This window comes from Aestuariibacter salexigens DSM 15300, assembly GCF_000429145.1.
Lineage (GTDB): Bacteria > Pseudomonadota > Gammaproteobacteria > Enterobacterales > Alteromonadaceae > Aestuariibacter > Aestuariibacter salexigens.
The window spans coordinates 37,154-52,305 of sequence record NZ_AUBH01000013.1; the positions used below are offsets into that span (position 1 = coordinate 37,154).

The 15,152-nt window shown below is 50.3% G+C and carries 12 protein-coding genes; 9 read left to right on the forward strand and 3 right to left on the reverse strand.

Annotation, left to right across the window (positions count from 1 at the left end):
- The first annotated feature begins 9 nt into the window (after positions 1-9).
- Positions 10-2,592, forward strand: a complete 2,583-nt coding sequence (gene mutS, locus G441_RS0114710; RefSeq protein WP_026377062.1) for a DNA mismatch repair protein MutS — start codon at positions 10-12, stop codon at positions 2,590-2,592.
- Here the strand turns inward: mutS and G441_RS0114715 are convergent, their stop codons facing one another.
- The gene (locus G441_RS0114715) at positions 2,593-2,976 is read right to left on the reverse strand and encodes a response regulator (protein ID WP_026377063.1); all 384 of its coding nucleotides are present in this window, start codon (positions 2,974-2,976) and stop codon (positions 2,593-2,595) included.
- A gap of 201 nt (positions 2,977-3,177) precedes the next feature.
- Here G441_RS0114715 and G441_RS0114720 point away from each other — a divergent pair, with 201 nt between their 5' ends.
- From G441_RS0114720 to G441_RS0114755, 8 genes are all read left to right on the forward strand, one after another.
- Positions 3,178-4,809 carry a CTP synthase gene (locus tag G441_RS0114720; protein WP_026377064.1) on the forward strand — a complete coding sequence of 544 codons (1,632 nt, stop codon included), beginning with the start codon at positions 3,178-3,180 and terminating at the stop codon, positions 4,807-4,809.
- A gap of 89 nt (positions 4,810-4,898) precedes the next feature.
- Positions 4,899-6,191 (forward strand): phosphopyruvate hydratase, encoded by a 1,293-nt coding sequence (gene eno, locus G441_RS0114725; RefSeq protein ID WP_026377065.1) that lies wholly within the window; start codon positions 4,899-4,901, stop codon positions 6,189-6,191.
- 52 nt (positions 6,192-6,243) lie between these two features.
- Entirely contained in the window at positions 6,244-6,876 is a 633-nt protein-coding gene (locus G441_RS0114730) for a hypothetical protein (protein ID WP_240485150.1), read from the forward strand.
- A gap of 237 nt (positions 6,877-7,113) precedes the next feature.
- On the forward strand, positions 7,114-8,670 hold the full coding sequence (leuA, locus tag G441_RS0114735; protein ID WP_026377067.1) for a 2-isopropylmalate synthase: 1,557 nt from the start codon (positions 7,114-7,116) through the stop codon (positions 8,668-8,670).
- Between the two features lie 5 nt (positions 8,671-8,675).
- Positions 8,676-9,782, forward strand: a complete 1,107-nt coding sequence (gene leuB, locus G441_RS0114740) for a 3-isopropylmalate dehydrogenase (protein WP_026377068.1) — start codon at positions 8,676-8,678, stop codon at positions 9,780-9,782.
- Positions 9,783-9,802: 20 nt separating this feature from the next.
- A complete protein-coding gene (leuC, locus tag G441_RS0114745) occupies positions 9,803-11,203 on the forward strand; it encodes a 3-isopropylmalate dehydratase large subunit (protein ID WP_026377069.1) in 1,401 nt (466 codons plus the stop codon).
- Positions 11,204-11,206: 3 nt separating this feature from the next.
- Complete coding sequence (gene leuD, locus G441_RS0114750) at positions 11,207-11,806, forward strand: 3-isopropylmalate dehydratase small subunit (RefSeq protein WP_026377070.1); 600 nt, start codon at positions 11,207-11,209, stop codon at positions 11,804-11,806.
- 124 nt (positions 11,807-11,930) lie between these two features.
- Positions 11,931-13,127, forward strand: a complete 1,197-nt coding sequence (locus G441_RS0114755; protein ID WP_026377071.1) for a cyclic di-GMP phosphodiesterase — start codon at positions 11,931-11,933, stop codon at positions 13,125-13,127.
- Positions 13,128-13,134: 7 nt separating this feature from the next.
- Here the strand turns inward: G441_RS0114755 and G441_RS0114760 are convergent, their stop codons facing one another.
- Positions 13,135-14,136, reverse strand: coding sequence for a general secretion pathway protein GspB (locus tag G441_RS0114760; protein ID WP_026377072.1), 1,002 nt, complete (start codon positions 14,134-14,136; stop codon positions 13,135-13,137).
- Positions 14,129-15,040, reverse strand: a complete 912-nt coding sequence (locus G441_RS0114765; RefSeq protein WP_026377073.1) for an ExeA family protein — start codon at positions 15,038-15,040, stop codon at positions 14,129-14,131. Before G441_RS0114765 ends, G441_RS0114760 begins: the two co-directional genes overlap by 8 nt.
- Between the last annotated feature and the right edge of the window lie 112 nt (positions 15,041-15,152).

Sequence of the window (15,152 nt, forward strand, 5' to 3'; positions counted from 1 at the left end):
AACACAATTATGCCGTCGAACCAAAAGGCCGGGCAAGTCAGCCAATCAGAAAATTTATCTCAGCATACGCCAATGATGCGCCAGTATCTGGCAATTAAAGCGGAGCATCCCGACATCCTGCTGTTTTATCGGATGGGCGACTTTTACGAATTATTTTATGACGATGCAAAACGCGCTGCACAGCTGTTGGATATTTCCCTAACCGCAAGAGGAAAATCTGGCGGGGATCCGATCCCCATGGCCGGTGTTCCCTATCATGCCGTAGAGAATTATCTTGCCCGTCTGGTCAAACTTGGAGAATCCGTGGCGATTTGTGAGCAGGTTGGCGACCCGGCAACCAGTAAAGGCCCCGTGGAACGCAAGGTGCAGCGTATCATTACACCGGGTACGGTTACCGATGAGGCACTGCTGGAAGAACGACAAGATAATTTACTTGCCGCTATCTACTGTGAAAATTCCAAATTTGGATACGCGACACTGGATCTTACCAGCGGTCGTTTTTTTGTCAGTCAGCTGGATTCCGAGACAGCGTTAAGCGCAGAGCTGCAAAGAACGCAGCCCGCAGAATTACTCTATCCAGATGACTTTAGCAACCACTCGCTCATTGAGCGCTGTGAGGGGTTGCGTCGTCGTCCCCCTTGGGAATTCGAGCGAGATACCTGCACTCGTTTGCTATGTCAGCAGTTCGGGACCCAGGATCTTTCCGGCTTTGGTATTGATGCCAACTCTCTTGGACTTTGTGCTGCTGGCTGCGTCCTACAGTATGTCAAAGACACTCAGCGTTCTTCATTACCGCATATCCGCTCGATTAAGCAACATCGATTAAATGACAGCGTCATTCTGGATGCAGCGACACGCCGTAATCTGGAATTAACGCAGAATTTACAAGGCGGAACAGATAATACGCTGGCGGCCGTGTTGGATAATACCAGCACGGCAATGGGCAGTAGATTACTGAAGCGCTGGTTACATCGCCCTATCACCGACAGACAGCAGTTGTTAGCAAGACAGCAAATGATAGGTGCTCTGCAGCAATCAGACTATCCGGAAGTACAAAGGCTATTAAAACAAATTGGCGACATTGAACGGGTCTTCGCCCGTCTGGCTCTGCGCTCTGCAAGACCCAGAGACTTCGCCAGAATGCGCGAAGCATTCACCCTGCTACCCGATATCCTCACGCATTTATCTGCTCTGAACTGCTTCGAACTGGCCGGGCTGGCCAGCCAGATAGGTCAGTTTCCCGAACTGGCGACATTGTTACAAAATGCCGTCATCGACAACCCTCCGGTAGTGATACGCGATGGCGGTGTGATCGCACCGGGCTACAGCGAGGAGCTCGACGAGCTTCGCGCGCTGTCCAAAGGCGCAACTGACTATGTCGACCAGTTAGAACTGCGCGAGCGAGAGCGTACAGGTATTCCAACACTTAAAGTCGGTTTTAATAAAGTACACGGATTTTACATCGAAGTTAGCCGCAGCTATTCAGCGCAGGTACCAGCAGACTATGTGCGCCGACAAACGCTTAAAAACAATGAACGTTTCATCCTGCCCGAATTAAAGGACTATGAAGACAAAGTACTGACCAGTCAATCGCGCGCTCTGGCGCTGGAAAAGAAACTGTTCGACGAACTGTTTGATTTACTCCTGCCGTCATTAGCGCAACTGGTAGCCAGCGCAGAAGCATTGGCGACACTGGATGTATTAACCAATTTGGCAGAGCGAGCAGAAACACTCAACTTGCATTGTCCGACGCTAACGGATGAAGTGGGGATCCATTACGACCAGGGACGCCACCTTGTGGTAGAGGCTATGTCCAAAACACCGTTTATCGCCAACCCGCTGGCGATGGATGAAAGTCGTCGCATGTTGATCATTACCGGTCCAAACATGGGCGGTAAATCAACCTATATGCGACAAACTGCGTTGATCACACTACTGGCCTACATTGGCAGCTATGTGCCTGCTGAGCGGGCCAGTATTGGCCCAATAGACCGCATATTCACTCGCATAGGTGCATCTGACGACCTGGCCTCAGGACGCTCCACCTTTATGGTAGAGATGACCGAGACAGCCAACATCCTCAACAATGCCACACCACAGAGTTTGGTGTTGATGGATGAAATCGGTCGTGGTACCAGTACTTATGATGGACTGTCATTGGCCTGGGCCTGTGCAGAATATCTGGCCACTCGACTGCATTCACTCACGTTATTTGCTACGCACTATTTTGAAATGACTGCGATGGCGCAACAACACACCACGCTGTGTAACGTGCATCTTGACGCCGTCGAATACGGCGATGAAATTCGTTTTATGCATGCAGTACAGGAAGGCGCAGCAAACCGCAGTTTCGGCTTGCAGGTAGCACAGCTGGCAGGCGTACCTAAAGTTGTCATTAGCGCCGCCAAGAAAAAGCTCGTTATGCTTGAAAACAATACATCCACGACGCCCGTTGACGACGTCAACAATGAACAAATAGACATGTTGGAAGAGCTTGACGAATTGCGTCAGGCGGTGGATAACCTTCAACCTGACGATATGACTCCCAAGCAGGCGCTGGCCGCGCTTTACCAGCTGAAAGACTTGCTGTAGTTAATTTTCCTGGGCGTTTTGCAGATGGCGGTTTAGGGCCGCCTCTATGCTTGTCGCTGTGACCGGCTTGACCAGAAATCCTACTGCTCCCTTATCCAGAGCGTTGCGGATATTGACCTCCGAACTGCTGCCTGAACACATAATGATTTTACTGGAGGGACTGGCCTTCAGTAACGACTCCAGTAAATCGATACCGTTCACTCCGAGCAGGTTGATGTCCAGTAAGATCATGTCATAGTGCGTGCTTGCGACCCTTTGCATTGTCTGCTCAGCGTCTGATGCCGTATCAACATGATGATAGCCCAGCCTTTGCAACAACGTACGAATGAACGTCGTAATCGCATCAACGTCATCAACCACCAAAATTTTATGCGCTTTTTTCATAACTACCAGCGAGCTGCATCACACCTATATCATCGAAATCGATGACCAGTCGCATTATTTATCACAACTTATTTGCCCACACCAGTGAAAGGTTAATTGTCTAGAAGGTCTGCATTCAGTATACTATTGCGCCGTCTAGAGCCAATTTCTGCATTGGTCTTAGCACCCGTATCTGTTCAAACCCTAAGCCTTAGGTTTCACATGACAAAATATATTTTCGTCACAGGTGGTGTTGTATCATCACTCGGGAAAGGTATTGCTGCCGCTTCTCTTGCCGCTATCCTCGAAGCACGTGGTCTGAAGGTCACCATGCTTAAGCTGGACCCTTACATCAACGTTGACCCGGGCACCATGAGCCCGATTCAGCACGGTGAAGTTTTTGTCACCGATGACGGCGCAGAGACAGACCTGGACCTGGGGCACTATGAACGCTTTATCCGCACCCGGATGACCAAGGGCAACAACTTTACTACCGGGCGTGTTTACGAAGAAGTACTCAAGCGTGAACGACGCGGCGATTATCTTGGCGCGACGATTCAGGTCATTCCACATATCACCAATGAAATAAAGCGCCGCGTTCTGGAAGGCGCAGAAGGCGCAGATATCGCCATTGTTGAAATTGGCGGTACGGTAGGTGACATTGAATCACAGCCATTCCTCGAAGCCATTCGTCAGTTAGGCACCGAGTTGGGCCGGGACCGTTCAATGTTTATGCATCTGACGCTGGTACCCTACATGGCGGCATCAGGTGAAATCAAAACTAAACCTACGCAACACTCCGTCAAAGAACTGCGATCTATCGGTATTCAGCCTGACATTCTGGTGTGTCGCTCGGAAAAAGCGTTACCCACGAATGAGCGAAACAAGATTGCCTTGTTTACTAACGTGGCAGACAAAGCGGTCATTTCACTTAAAGATGTTGACAGCATTTATCGCATTCCGGCAGCACTGAAAGCCCAGGGAATGGACCAACTGGTCGTAGAGCGGTTCAAACTGGAGTGTCCGGAGGCAGACTTAACCGAATGGGAGCAGGTGCTTTACGCCGAATCCAATCCTACTGGCGAAGTCACCATTGGCATGGTAGGTAAATACGTCGAGCTGCCGGATGCCTATAAATCGGTCAACGAAGCATTGAAACATGCCGGACTCAAGAACCGTCTCTCTGTTAACATCCGCTACATCGATTCTCAGGATATCGAAAGCAAGGGAGAGGGGCTGCTTGAAGAGCTTGACGCGATTCTGGTGCCGGGTGGCTTCGGTGAACGCGGAATTGAAGGTAAAATCCAGGCGGTCAAATATGCCCGTGAAAATAATATCCCCTATCTGGGCATTTGTCTGGGCATGCAGGTCGCATTTATTGAGTACGCGCGCAACGTCGCCGGTATGCAAGGCGCCAACAGCACCGAATTCGACCCTGACTCTCCTTTCCCGGTGGTAGGCCTTATCACCGAGTGGGAAGACGCCAGCGGCAGTAAAGAAACCCGCACAGAAGAATCGGATTTGGGCGGTACCATGCGACTTGGCAGTCAGCTCTGCCATCTTATTGAAGGCACCAAGGTACACGCCACCTACGGTGATGTAGAAATATATGAACGTCACCGTCATCGTTATGAAGTGAACAACAATTTGCGCGACCAGGTAGAAAAAGCTGGCCTGGTGGTCAGTGGCCTGTCCACTGATAAAAAGCTGGTAGAAGTGATTGAACTACCGGATCATCCATGGTTTATAGCAGGTCAGTTTCACCCGGAATTCACTTCAACACCGCGGGATGGGCACCCTCTGTTCACTGGATTTGTGCGCGCAGCGGGTGAATATCATAAGAGCAACAATTAAGCATCTGTCCTGCACTGACACTACGCGACCGTTATTTTAGGCCGCGCCAACTGGCGCGGCATCAAACAGAAACTTAGAAGGCAAACATTATGGCAAAGATCACTCGTATTATTGGTCGTGAAATACTCGACTCCCGTGGGAACCCTACCGTAGAAGCAGACGTCATTCTTGATACCGGCGTAATGGGCCGAGCCTGCGCGCCATCTGGCGCCTCGACTGGCTCTAGAGAGGCCCTTGAGTTAAGAGACGGAGACAAACAGCGTTACCTCGGTAAAGGCGTCCAAAAAGCAGTCGCGGCTGTAAATGACAAAATCCAGCAGGCGCTGTTAGGTATGGAAGCGGGTGAGCAGGCGGCGATTGATCGTGTCATGATCGAACTTGACGGCACAGAGAACAAAGAAAATCTGGGTGCCAACGCCATCCTGGCGGTATCTCTTGCCGTCGCCAAAGCCGCTGCCAACGATAAAAAAATCCCTCTGTACCAGCATATTGCAGACTTGAACGGCACACCGGGACAATATTCAATGCCGGTGCCCATGATGAACATTATCAACGGCGGTGAACATGCCGACAACAATGTCGATATACAAGAGTTCATGGTCCAGCCAGTCGGTGCATCAAGCTTCAAAGAAGCGTTGCGCATGGGCGCTGAAATCTTCCATAGCCTGAAAAAAGTACTCAGTGCTAAAGGCCTGAATACTGCGGTAGGTGATGAGGGTGGCTTTGCGCCGAACTTGAGCTCCAACGAAGAGGCGCTTGAAGTGATCGTCGAAGCAGTGCAGAAAGCGGGTTATGAAATGGATAAAGACATTACCCTGGCATTGGACTGTGCGGCCTCTGAGTTTTATAAAGATGGCAAGTATGACCTTAAAGGCGAAGGCAAGGTGTTTGACTCCGAAGGCTTTGGTGACTTTTTGGCTGAGCTGGCAGACAAATATCCGATTGTTTCTATCGAAGACGGCCTGGATGAAAGTGACTGGGACGGTTGGGCCAGCCTGACAAATAAAATCGGTGACCGCGTGCAGTTGGTCGGTGACGACCTCTTCGTCACCAATACCAAGATCCTAAAGCGCGGTATTGATAACGGCATTGGTAATTCAATCCTGATCAAGTTTAACCAGATAGGCTCACTTACTGAGACCCTTGAGGCGATCAGAATGGCTAAAGATGCGGGCTTTACTGCCGTTATTTCACACCGCAGTGGTGAAACAGAAGACGCCACCATTGCCGACCTCGCCGTGGGCACTGCAGCAGGCCAGATAAAAACCGGCTCATTATGTCGTTCAGACCGTGTTGCCAAGTATAATCAGCTGCTGCGTATTGAAGAGCAGTTGGCCAGCAAGGCAACCTATAAGGGTCGTCAGGAAATAAAAGGGCAATAAAACGCTGGCGGGCTCTTTAAGAGCCCGTTATGCTCGCACTATGCGCGATCTCATGTCTCAACAGCAAGTCGATATTTTTGCCGATGACGGGCAGATGCTGCGGTTTGCTGAACTCTGTAACGCGCTTTATGAGCGTGAGTTACTGACATTAGCGAATGCCTCAACATCCAGTGCCGAGCGCCTTAAAAGACGCCTTAGTGGTCTTTCCTACCACATAAAACGCGCCGCTGAATATTTACTACATCACAATGCGCCCTTGCAGGTTGATATTCACAACGGCAGCTGGCAGGCCAAACAGGCCGCCAACTGTCCCGGTTTAAAAGACGGCAGTGAAAAAACCCGGGAATGGTTTCAGCGTTATGCAAAAATGGGGATGCCTGTCGTCATCTATAAACAGGAGTTGGGCGAATCCGCCCTGCTGCTGGACTCCATTGATCGTATTGACACCGACAACGACCGTGTACACGTCAACCAATACGGCTGGTTTTACATGGATGGACGCGATGCTGACAGCGAGAAGCGTGGACCCCACAGTGAATACAGGCTATTGAAGCCATCCAAAAGTGTCTTTACCGGCGCCTGCTGCGGACACTGCTGGAACCATCGTGGACGGACGTCGCCGCGAGCCTTGAGCCTGCGCGAGCTGTTGCTTTCCACTACGGTCAACTGGAAGAATTTTCGTTGATTTAAAGAACGATATTCTTTTCCGATATAAAGACCCGGGTAAACATAGGTTGACGCACGCGGTTTAAAGGCGTTTAATGCAATGAACCAGCAAGCTTAGAATTAATTATGCGTACGATGCTTATTACTCTACTCCTCCTTATGGCAGCAAGACTGCACGGTTAGGTTGTAAGCAACGAGCAACCAGACACAAAAACCCGTGCCCAGCACGGGTTTTTTCGTTTAGGGAGATGAAAAAATGTCTGATTACGTAAAGATTTTCGATACCACGTTACGTGATGGTGAACAGGCTTTGCCAGCCAGTCTGACCGTCAAAGAGAAGCTGCAAATAGCGCTGGCTCTGGAGCGTCTTGGCGTAGACATAATAGAGGCGGGGTTCCCAGTATCGTCTCCGGGAGATTTCAATTCCGTGCGCACCATTGCATCCGAGGTAAAAAATGCCATCGTTTGCGGACTTTCAAGAGCGGTGGACGCTGATATTGATGCCTGCGGGGAAGCCCTTGGTGTGGCACAACAATTCCGTATTCATACGTTTATAGCGACCTCTGATATTCACGTGAATGCCAAATTACGCAAAAGTCAGGACGATATTGTCGAGATGGCAGTGGCGGCGGTTAAACGTGCGCGCCGCTACACTGATGATGTCGAGTTCTCCTGTGAGGATGCAGGACGTACTCACATCGATTATCTGTGTCGCATGGTGGAAGCCGCCATCAATGCCGGGGCCACTACCGTTAACATCCCCGATACCGTCGGTTACACAACACCCACCGAGTTCGGCGGTATTATCAAGAATCTGTTCAATCGCGTACCCAATATCGACAAAGCCACCATTTCAGTACACTGTCACAACGACCTGGGACTGGCTGTGGCTAACTCACTGGCTGCCGCAGAAAATGGTGCCAGACAGGTAGAATGTACCGTCAACGGCATCGGTGAACGGGCTGGCAACAGCTCACTGGAAGAAATTGCCATGATCCTGAAGACCCGGGAGCAATTGCTGGGCCTGTCATGCGGTATTAATAGTGAGGAAATTTCCCGCACATCGAAATTGGTCAGCCAGCTGTGTAATATGCCGGTGCAAGCCAATAAAGCTATTGTCGGCGCCAATGCATTTAGCCACTCATCAGGCATCCATCAGGATGGCGTGTTAAAAGCGCAGAATACCTACGAAATCATGACGCCAGAGAGTGTTGGTATCAATAAGAACAACCTTAATCTGACATCCAGATCGGGACGTCATGTGATCAAACACCGTCTTCTGGAACTGGGATACAAAGAGTCAGATTTTGATCTGGAAACCGTCTATCAATCATTTCTTAAGCTGGCAGATAAAAAAGGTCAGGTGTTCGATTATGACCTTGAAGCGTTGCTGTTTTTCTCACAGCAAAAACATGAACATGCACACTATGTTTTAAAATATCTGCATGCCAATTCTGGTAAGGAAATCATTCCCAGTGCAACGGTGACGTTACAGGTTGGTGACGAGGAATTTACCGAGTCAGCAATAGGCAACGGCCCCGTTGATGCTGCCTACAATGCAATACAAAGGGTGTTGGGTCACAAGGAAGTCGAAATCGTCGATTTCTCACTTGATTCTACCGGAGAGGGCGCAGATTCTCTGGCACAGGTAAGTGTTATTGCAGAATATAAAGGTCGCCGCTTCCACGGCATTGGCCTGGCGACAGATATCGTAGAATCAGGCGTTAAAGCGCTGATCTATGTGTTAAATAATACCTATCTGGCGGACCAGATAGACTTACAAAAACAACAAGTACGAATTGCAGGAGTATAAAGGTAGTGAGTACACATAACATTGCGGTGCTGGCGGGCGATGGAATTGGCCCCGAAGTCATGGCCGAAGCAAAAAAGGTACTTGATGTCGTCCAACAACGATTCGATTTGAGTCTTCATCTGACGGAGTATCCGGTCGGTGGTTTTGCCATTGACCATCATGGCGAAGCGTTACCTGCGGCTACCCTAAAAGGATGTGAGCAGGCTGATGCCATTTTGTTTGGCTCAATCGGTGGCCCTAAATGGGATGCGTTGCCGCTGGAGAAGCGTCCCGAGCGCGCTGCATTGCTGACGCTGCGTAGCCATTTTGACCTCTTCAGCAATCTGCGACCTGCTCGCATCTATCCAGGCCTTGAGTCTCTCTCACCACTTCGCACAGACATATCACGAGCCGGCTTCGATGTGCTGGTGGTGCGGGAGTTAACCAGTGGTATCTATTTCGGTCAACCTAAAGGATTAGAAGGCGAAGGCGAGCAACAAAACGCGTTTGATACTATGCGATATTCAAAAGCAGAGATCCGGCGCATTGCTATCAGTGCGTTTGAAGCAGCAAGCCTGCGCAGGGGCAAAGTCACCTCGGTCGACAAGGCCAATGTATTGGTCACCAGTCGACTGTGGCGAGAAGTCACTGAAGAGGTCGCTAAAGACTATCCTCACGTCGAGCTTGAACATATCTATATTGACAACGCCACGATGCAACTTATCCGTGAACCGGGCCAGTTTGATGTGCTACTTTGCTCAAACCTGTTCGGCGACATCATTTCAGATGAATGTGCCATGTTGACCGGTTCAATGGGGCTGTTACCCTCCGCCAGTATCAATCAGGCCGGATTTGGCCTGTATGAGCCAGCGGGCGGCTCTGCACCAGATATCGCGGGCAAAGGCGTGGCGAACCCCATAGCGCAAATTCTCTCGGCAGCCATGTTATTGCGTTACAGTCTGAATCAGCACGCCGCGGCAGACTGCATTGAGCAGGCCGTGATCAAAACGCTTGCCGATGACGTATATACCGGTGAACTTTTGCCCCCAGAAAAACGACACCTCGCTAAATCCACCAGCGAAGTGGGTGATGCTATTGCCAGTCACGCCGCCTCCAGCGGCTCAGAGTCTTAACAATTAAGGAACGCGTATACATGGCAAAAACGTTATATGAAAAGGTCTGGCAGGCTCATGTCATAGACCAGATAGGTGAAGACAGCCTGATTTATATCGACCGTCATCTTATTCATGAGGTCACCTCACCTCAGGCGTTTGCTGGTCTGGATGAAAAGAATCGCAAAGTGCGTCGCCCAGACCGCACGATTGCTACCATGGACCACAGCATTTCAACCCGCTCCCTGGCACTGGATGCCTGTGGTCCTGCCAATCAGCTTCAGCTCAATACGCTGGCGCAAAACTGTCAGAAACATGGCATTGAACTCTACCCTGTTGGCCATCAAAAGCAGGGCATTGTGCATGTCATGGGGCCGGAACTGGGACTGATACAACCGGGCATGACAGTGGTGTGCGGTGACTCGCACACAGCGACCCACGGCGCTTTTGGTGCATTGGCGTTTGGTATTGGCACCTCACAGGTCGAACATGTACTGGCTACCCAGACACTCAAGCAAAGCAAAGCTAAAAGTATGAAGGTGGAGGTGTCGGGATCCCTGGCCGTTGGCATCACCGCCAAAGACATTATTCTCGCCATCATTGGTAAAATTGGCCATGCAGGTGCCACTGGGCATGTCATTGAGTATTGTGGTGAAGCTATTCGCGGGTTGTCCATGGAGCAGCGCATGACCATCTGCAACATGAGCATCGAAGCTGGCGCCAAAGCAGGCATGATCGCACCGGATGACACCACGTTTGCGTACATCAAAGGTCGGGAACTGGCCCCCAGTGGTAATGACTGGGACAGCGCACTTGCCTATTGGAAAACCTTATACAGTGATGAAGACGCCGTATTCGACACGGTTGTCACATTGCATGCCGACGATATTTCTCCGCAGGTGACCTGGGGCACGAACCCGGGCCAAGTGGTAGGAGTGGGTCAGCCGATACCTGCTCCTGACAGCTTTAACGACCCTGTCGCTCGGAGCTCTGCACAGAAGGCCTTGAAATATATGGATCTTGAAGCTGGCCAAATCCTCTCTGAGGTTGCCATCAACAATGTCTTTATCGGGTCCTGCACGAACGGGCGAATTGAAGATCTTCGTGCGGCAGCAAGCATTGCTAAACAAGGTAAAGTAGCAGATAACGTCACCGCCATCGTTGTACCGGGTTCTGTCGCGGTTAAAGCGCAGGCCGAGGCGGAAGGACTGGATAAAATCTTTATCGAGTCAGGATTTGAATGGCGCCTGCCAGGCTGTTCTATGTGTCTGGGTATGAATGATGACATTCTCAAACCAGGCGATCGCTGTGCATCTACCAGCAATCGAAACTTCGAAGGCCGGCAGGGCCGCGGAGCACGCACCCACCTGGTCAGCCCCGCGATGGCAGCCGCTGCTGCTTTAAAAGGCCGCTTAGCCGATGTACGGGATTTTCAGGAGTAAAATATGACAGGTATTACTACAATAAGCGGCAACGCCGCGCCATTGAATCAGGCAAATGTCGATACCGATCAGATTGTCCCGAAGCAATTTTTAACTGGTGTGACACGCACAGGCTATGGCAAACATTTGTTTCATGATTGGCGTTATCTTGATGAACATGAATCGGTACCCAATCCTGAATTTACGCTAAACCAGCCGCAATATCAGGGTGCTAGTATTTTGTTAGCGCGCGAGAATTTTGGCTGCGGTTCAAGTCGAGAGCATGCGCCCTGGGCACTTGGTGATTTTGGTTTCAAAGTGATCATTGCTACAAGTCTGGCGGATATTTTCTATGGCAACTGTATTAACAACCAGATTTTGCCGATCAGTCTACCAAGCGAGCAAATGGACGTGCTGTTTGCCGCGGTTGAGTCCAAACCAGATACCGTAATAGAAGTTGATTTACCGGCACAAACTGTGAGCGTAGACGGACAGAGTTTCTCCTTTGACATCGCGGAGCATCACAAGCTCAACCTGATTAAGGGCTTGGACGCTATCGGGCAAACGTTGGAACTGGACGCTAAAATCAGCGAATACGAGGCCAAACAGCCTGCCTGGGCATAATGGTCCAAGCGTGCGCCAACGACACCATGTGTTGGCGCACATTTATGACGATTCCTGTCTCTCATATTTAAAAATTTCTGATATTCTAAATATATTCATTTATTGACTGGTGGTGCGGTAGTTGATGTTAAAAACTATCCCGATTGAAGAACTGACACCCGGCATGTTCGTTACTCAGGTTGTCGAGCAGAAGGGTCGACTGAAGATGCGTTCCCGCGGTCTGGTAAAAACGCAGGCCACCATCGATACGCTGCGCAGCAAAGGGATCCTGACTTTAGAAGTCGATTTGTCGCGCAGTAAAACCACCTACTCACCTCAGAACAACGATGTCGAGAAAGCAGCCGCCGAAACCGAGAAACGCCCGCAAAAACCGAAAAAGTCTGAGTCCGAGGCATTATCCGACGCTAACGATTTGTATTTGCAGGCTGTAAATATACAGGGCGATTTTATTAATCGAGTGAAGCAGGGACAACCTGCTGATATTTCTCCGTTGGTTGGATTAAGCCACCAGGTTATAGACTCCGTGTTCGACAACCCCAATGCACTGAGTTGCCTGACGCTGATTAAAAATGCCGACCAATATTTACTCGAACACTCATTAAATTGCTCAATACTCATGGCCATGTTCGCCAACAGCCTTGGTTACGATAAGGCGCAAGTAGAAGAGCTAGGTTTAGCTGGTTTGCTTATGGACGTTGGCATGGCGACCATACCCGACGATATCATCAAGGCCCGCGGCAAACTCTCCAAAGCCGATTGGGAACTGATCAAAACTCACGTCGACACGGGCGTTGAATTGCTGGAGCAGACCGATGATATTTCCGATATCGTGCTGGACGTGGTGCAAAACCATCATGAACGCGTGGACGGTTCGGGCTACCCCTCGGGAAAGTCAGGAGAAGAGATATCTACCTTTGCACGTATGGCCGCGATCGTCGATTGCTACGATGCGATGACGTCGACGCGTCACCATCAAGAAAGTATGTCAGCCACCGCGGCGCTAAAGAAATTACTCAAAGATCCGCAGCTAGATAAGGAATTGGTACAGGCCTTCATTAAGTGTATCGGCGTGCATCCTGTTGGTTCACTGGTCCGCTTGAAAAGCGATAAGCTGGCGATTGTCAGTCAGGCAAATAAAAATAATCCACTTAAACCCGTGGTCATGGTGTTTTACAGCGTACGCTCACAGACCCATCGACAGATCACCCGTCTTGATTTAGCCAAGGTTGATGACGACATTGTGGCTGCGGTGAGGCCAGAAGAATTCAAGCTAAATCTTAATAAGTTTTTCCGCGACGTATTTTTAAACGCTATGCCCTGAAGCGTCGTTACCAATCGCTCAGGGCCGCCATGCGAAATGCTTCGCCTTCGAATGACAGCACGACATGCTGAGGTTCAATCTCGACAAGTTGCAGGTTGTCATTCAGCCAGTCTCCCTCGACCAGGCGGATACCGTTTACCCTGACCCATCTGTCTGAGGGGTTTGACGCATACATATGCGCATTAAAACTCATTGACGGTAAACGCGTCAGGAGCCTGACCGGAAGCTGATCGACACGCGGGATATCATCATTATTACGCACTGTGACCGGCGCACTTTCCCGAGGCTCTTCATCCAATTCGGCAACCGCCTGATTAAAACGTCGTAACAGCTCTTGTGATATTGCCGGCTCAGCTTCAGGCTGCGCGTTTAAAATCGTGCCCTCTTCCTCATCTGAGTTGTCCACAAACTCTCTCTCAGTAGGCTCGCTGACAACCTCTGACGTCTCGGTCTGTGGAGCCGTATTTGCTATCACTGTTGTAGGCGGTTCAGTTGACGCATCAATCGATTTGCTCTCATTTGACGCGGGTAGCTGCTGCGACTGGTTTACCACATTTGCTGGTGCCGATAACATCGCCAAATAGCTGGACCAATTTGCCGCAACCCAGCCCACGGCAAAGCCGCCGAAAACAACGATAACAGCGCTAAGTGATTTTTTGCCGTAATGCTGCCAAACAGATGGCAATCCCTGCACAGACGGCAAGAATAAACTGCGATTAAACTGATCGGATAAACTGTGGTCAATTGCGTTACCAGATCCGTGCTCAACCCGTTTATTACCGGTAAGTAACTGTCTGGTATGGGACACTGGCGACGCCGCGGCGTCAATTTCAACAGTCTGTGCAGGATCAATCTCGACTTCCAGCACTCCCATCTCTGCCAGACCACGGACCATATCCTGGCTGGTGACAAGGCCGGACTTGCGAATTTTCACAGGCCCATTCTGCTCGGTAATGCCAATGATCACCATGCCAGCTTGCAGGTTATCGATACTGATCCGCTCAGGCATACCAACTCCCTGTCATAAATCCCATCAATGCAGCAATGGCAAACATGGCAGCCAATGTCAGTGCCCAACGATTTCCCTGACGCTGTGCGACCACATCTTCACCGAGAATCTGATTTGCTGCTGCAATAAAAATATGACGTTTCACCACCGCATCCTGTCGGGTAAAGGTCAACGTCAGGGCCCGATCACATAATAAATTGATCACCCTGGGGATACCGCCCGATATCTGATACACCGCTGCCATTGCTGAGGCGCTAAACACGCTGCCATCGCCATTGGCAACACTCAACCGATGCGCAATGTAGGACTTCACCTCCGACGCAGTAAGCGGCAGCAGGTGATAACGTGCAGTAATGCGCTGTGCCAGCTGTCTGAGCTCCTGACGTTTTAACAGCTGCTGCAACTCTGGCTGTCCAATCAGCACGACTTTTAATAATTTTTCGCGATTCGTTTCCAGATTAGTCAGCAAGCGCAGTTGTTCCAGTACCTCAGGCAGCAGATGTTGCGCTTCATCGATGATCAGTACGGTATTCATACCGGCATCATGATTGGCTGCCAGCTTGGACAAGATCAGATCGGTGAAATATTTCAGACTGGCTCTTTGCTCATCATACTCTAGCCCGAGCTCGTCACATATTGTCGCGAGTAACTCCATCGCCGATAGCGTCGGATTGAGGATCATCGCAATCTGCGTATTGTCGGGGAGCTGTTGCAACAATTTACGTGATACCGTCGTTTTGCCGGTGCCGACTTCGCCGGTCAGCATCACAAAGCCGCCGCTTTCTCGCAAACCAAATGTCAGGTGCGCCAGCGCTTCTTTGTGCCGCGGGCTCATGTATAGGTAATCTGGATTTGGCGCAATTGAAAACGGGTTGTCTGAAAGTCCGAAATAATTGAGATACATAGTCACTATGGATTGCTAACGCGACAGCTAAACTACCCAGTTCGTTTGATGAAGTCAAAGCCAATCAGGTCCGCCGGAGAGGAAAATGTACAACACGCATGAATCGCTCCTG

Bases quoted from the DNA above. Each gene is read 5' to 3' on its own strand.
- mutS (WP_026377062.1), top strand. From the start codon at position 10: ATGCCGTCGAACCAAAAGGCCGGGCAAGTCAGCCAATCAGAAAATTTA.
- G441_RS0114715 (WP_026377063.1), bottom strand. From the start codon at position 2,976: ATGAAAAAAGCGCATAAAATTTTGGTGGTTGATGACGTTGATGCGATT.
- G441_RS0114720 (WP_026377064.1), top strand. From the start codon at position 3,178: ATGACAAAATATATTTTCGTCACAGGTGGTGTTGTATCATCACTCGGG.
- eno (WP_026377065.1), top strand. From the start codon at position 4,899: ATGGCAAAGATCACTCGTATTATTGGTCGTGAAATACTCGACTCCCGT.
- G441_RS0114730 (WP_240485150.1), top strand. From the start codon at position 6,244: ATGTCTCAACAGCAAGTCGATATTTTTGCCGATGACGGGCAGATGCTG.
- leuA (WP_026377067.1), top strand. From the start codon at position 7,114: ATGTCTGATTACGTAAAGATTTTCGATACCACGTTACGTGATGGTGAA.
- leuC (WP_026377069.1), top strand. From the start codon at position 9,803: ATGGCAAAAACGTTATATGAAAAGGTCTGGCAGGCTCATGTCATAGAC.
- leuD (WP_026377070.1), top strand. From the start codon at position 11,207: ATGACAGGTATTACTACAATAAGCGGCAACGCCGCGCCATTGAATCAG.
- G441_RS0114755 (WP_026377071.1), top strand. From the start codon at position 11,931: ATGTTAAAAACTATCCCGATTGAAGAACTGACACCCGGCATGTTCGTT.
- G441_RS0114760 (WP_026377072.1), bottom strand. From the start codon at position 14,136: ATGCCTGAGCGGATCAGTATCGATAACCTGCAAGCTGGCATGGTGATC.
- G441_RS0114765 (WP_026377073.1), bottom strand. From the start codon at position 15,040: ATGTATCTCAATTATTTCGGACTTTCAGACAACCCGTTTTCAATTGCG.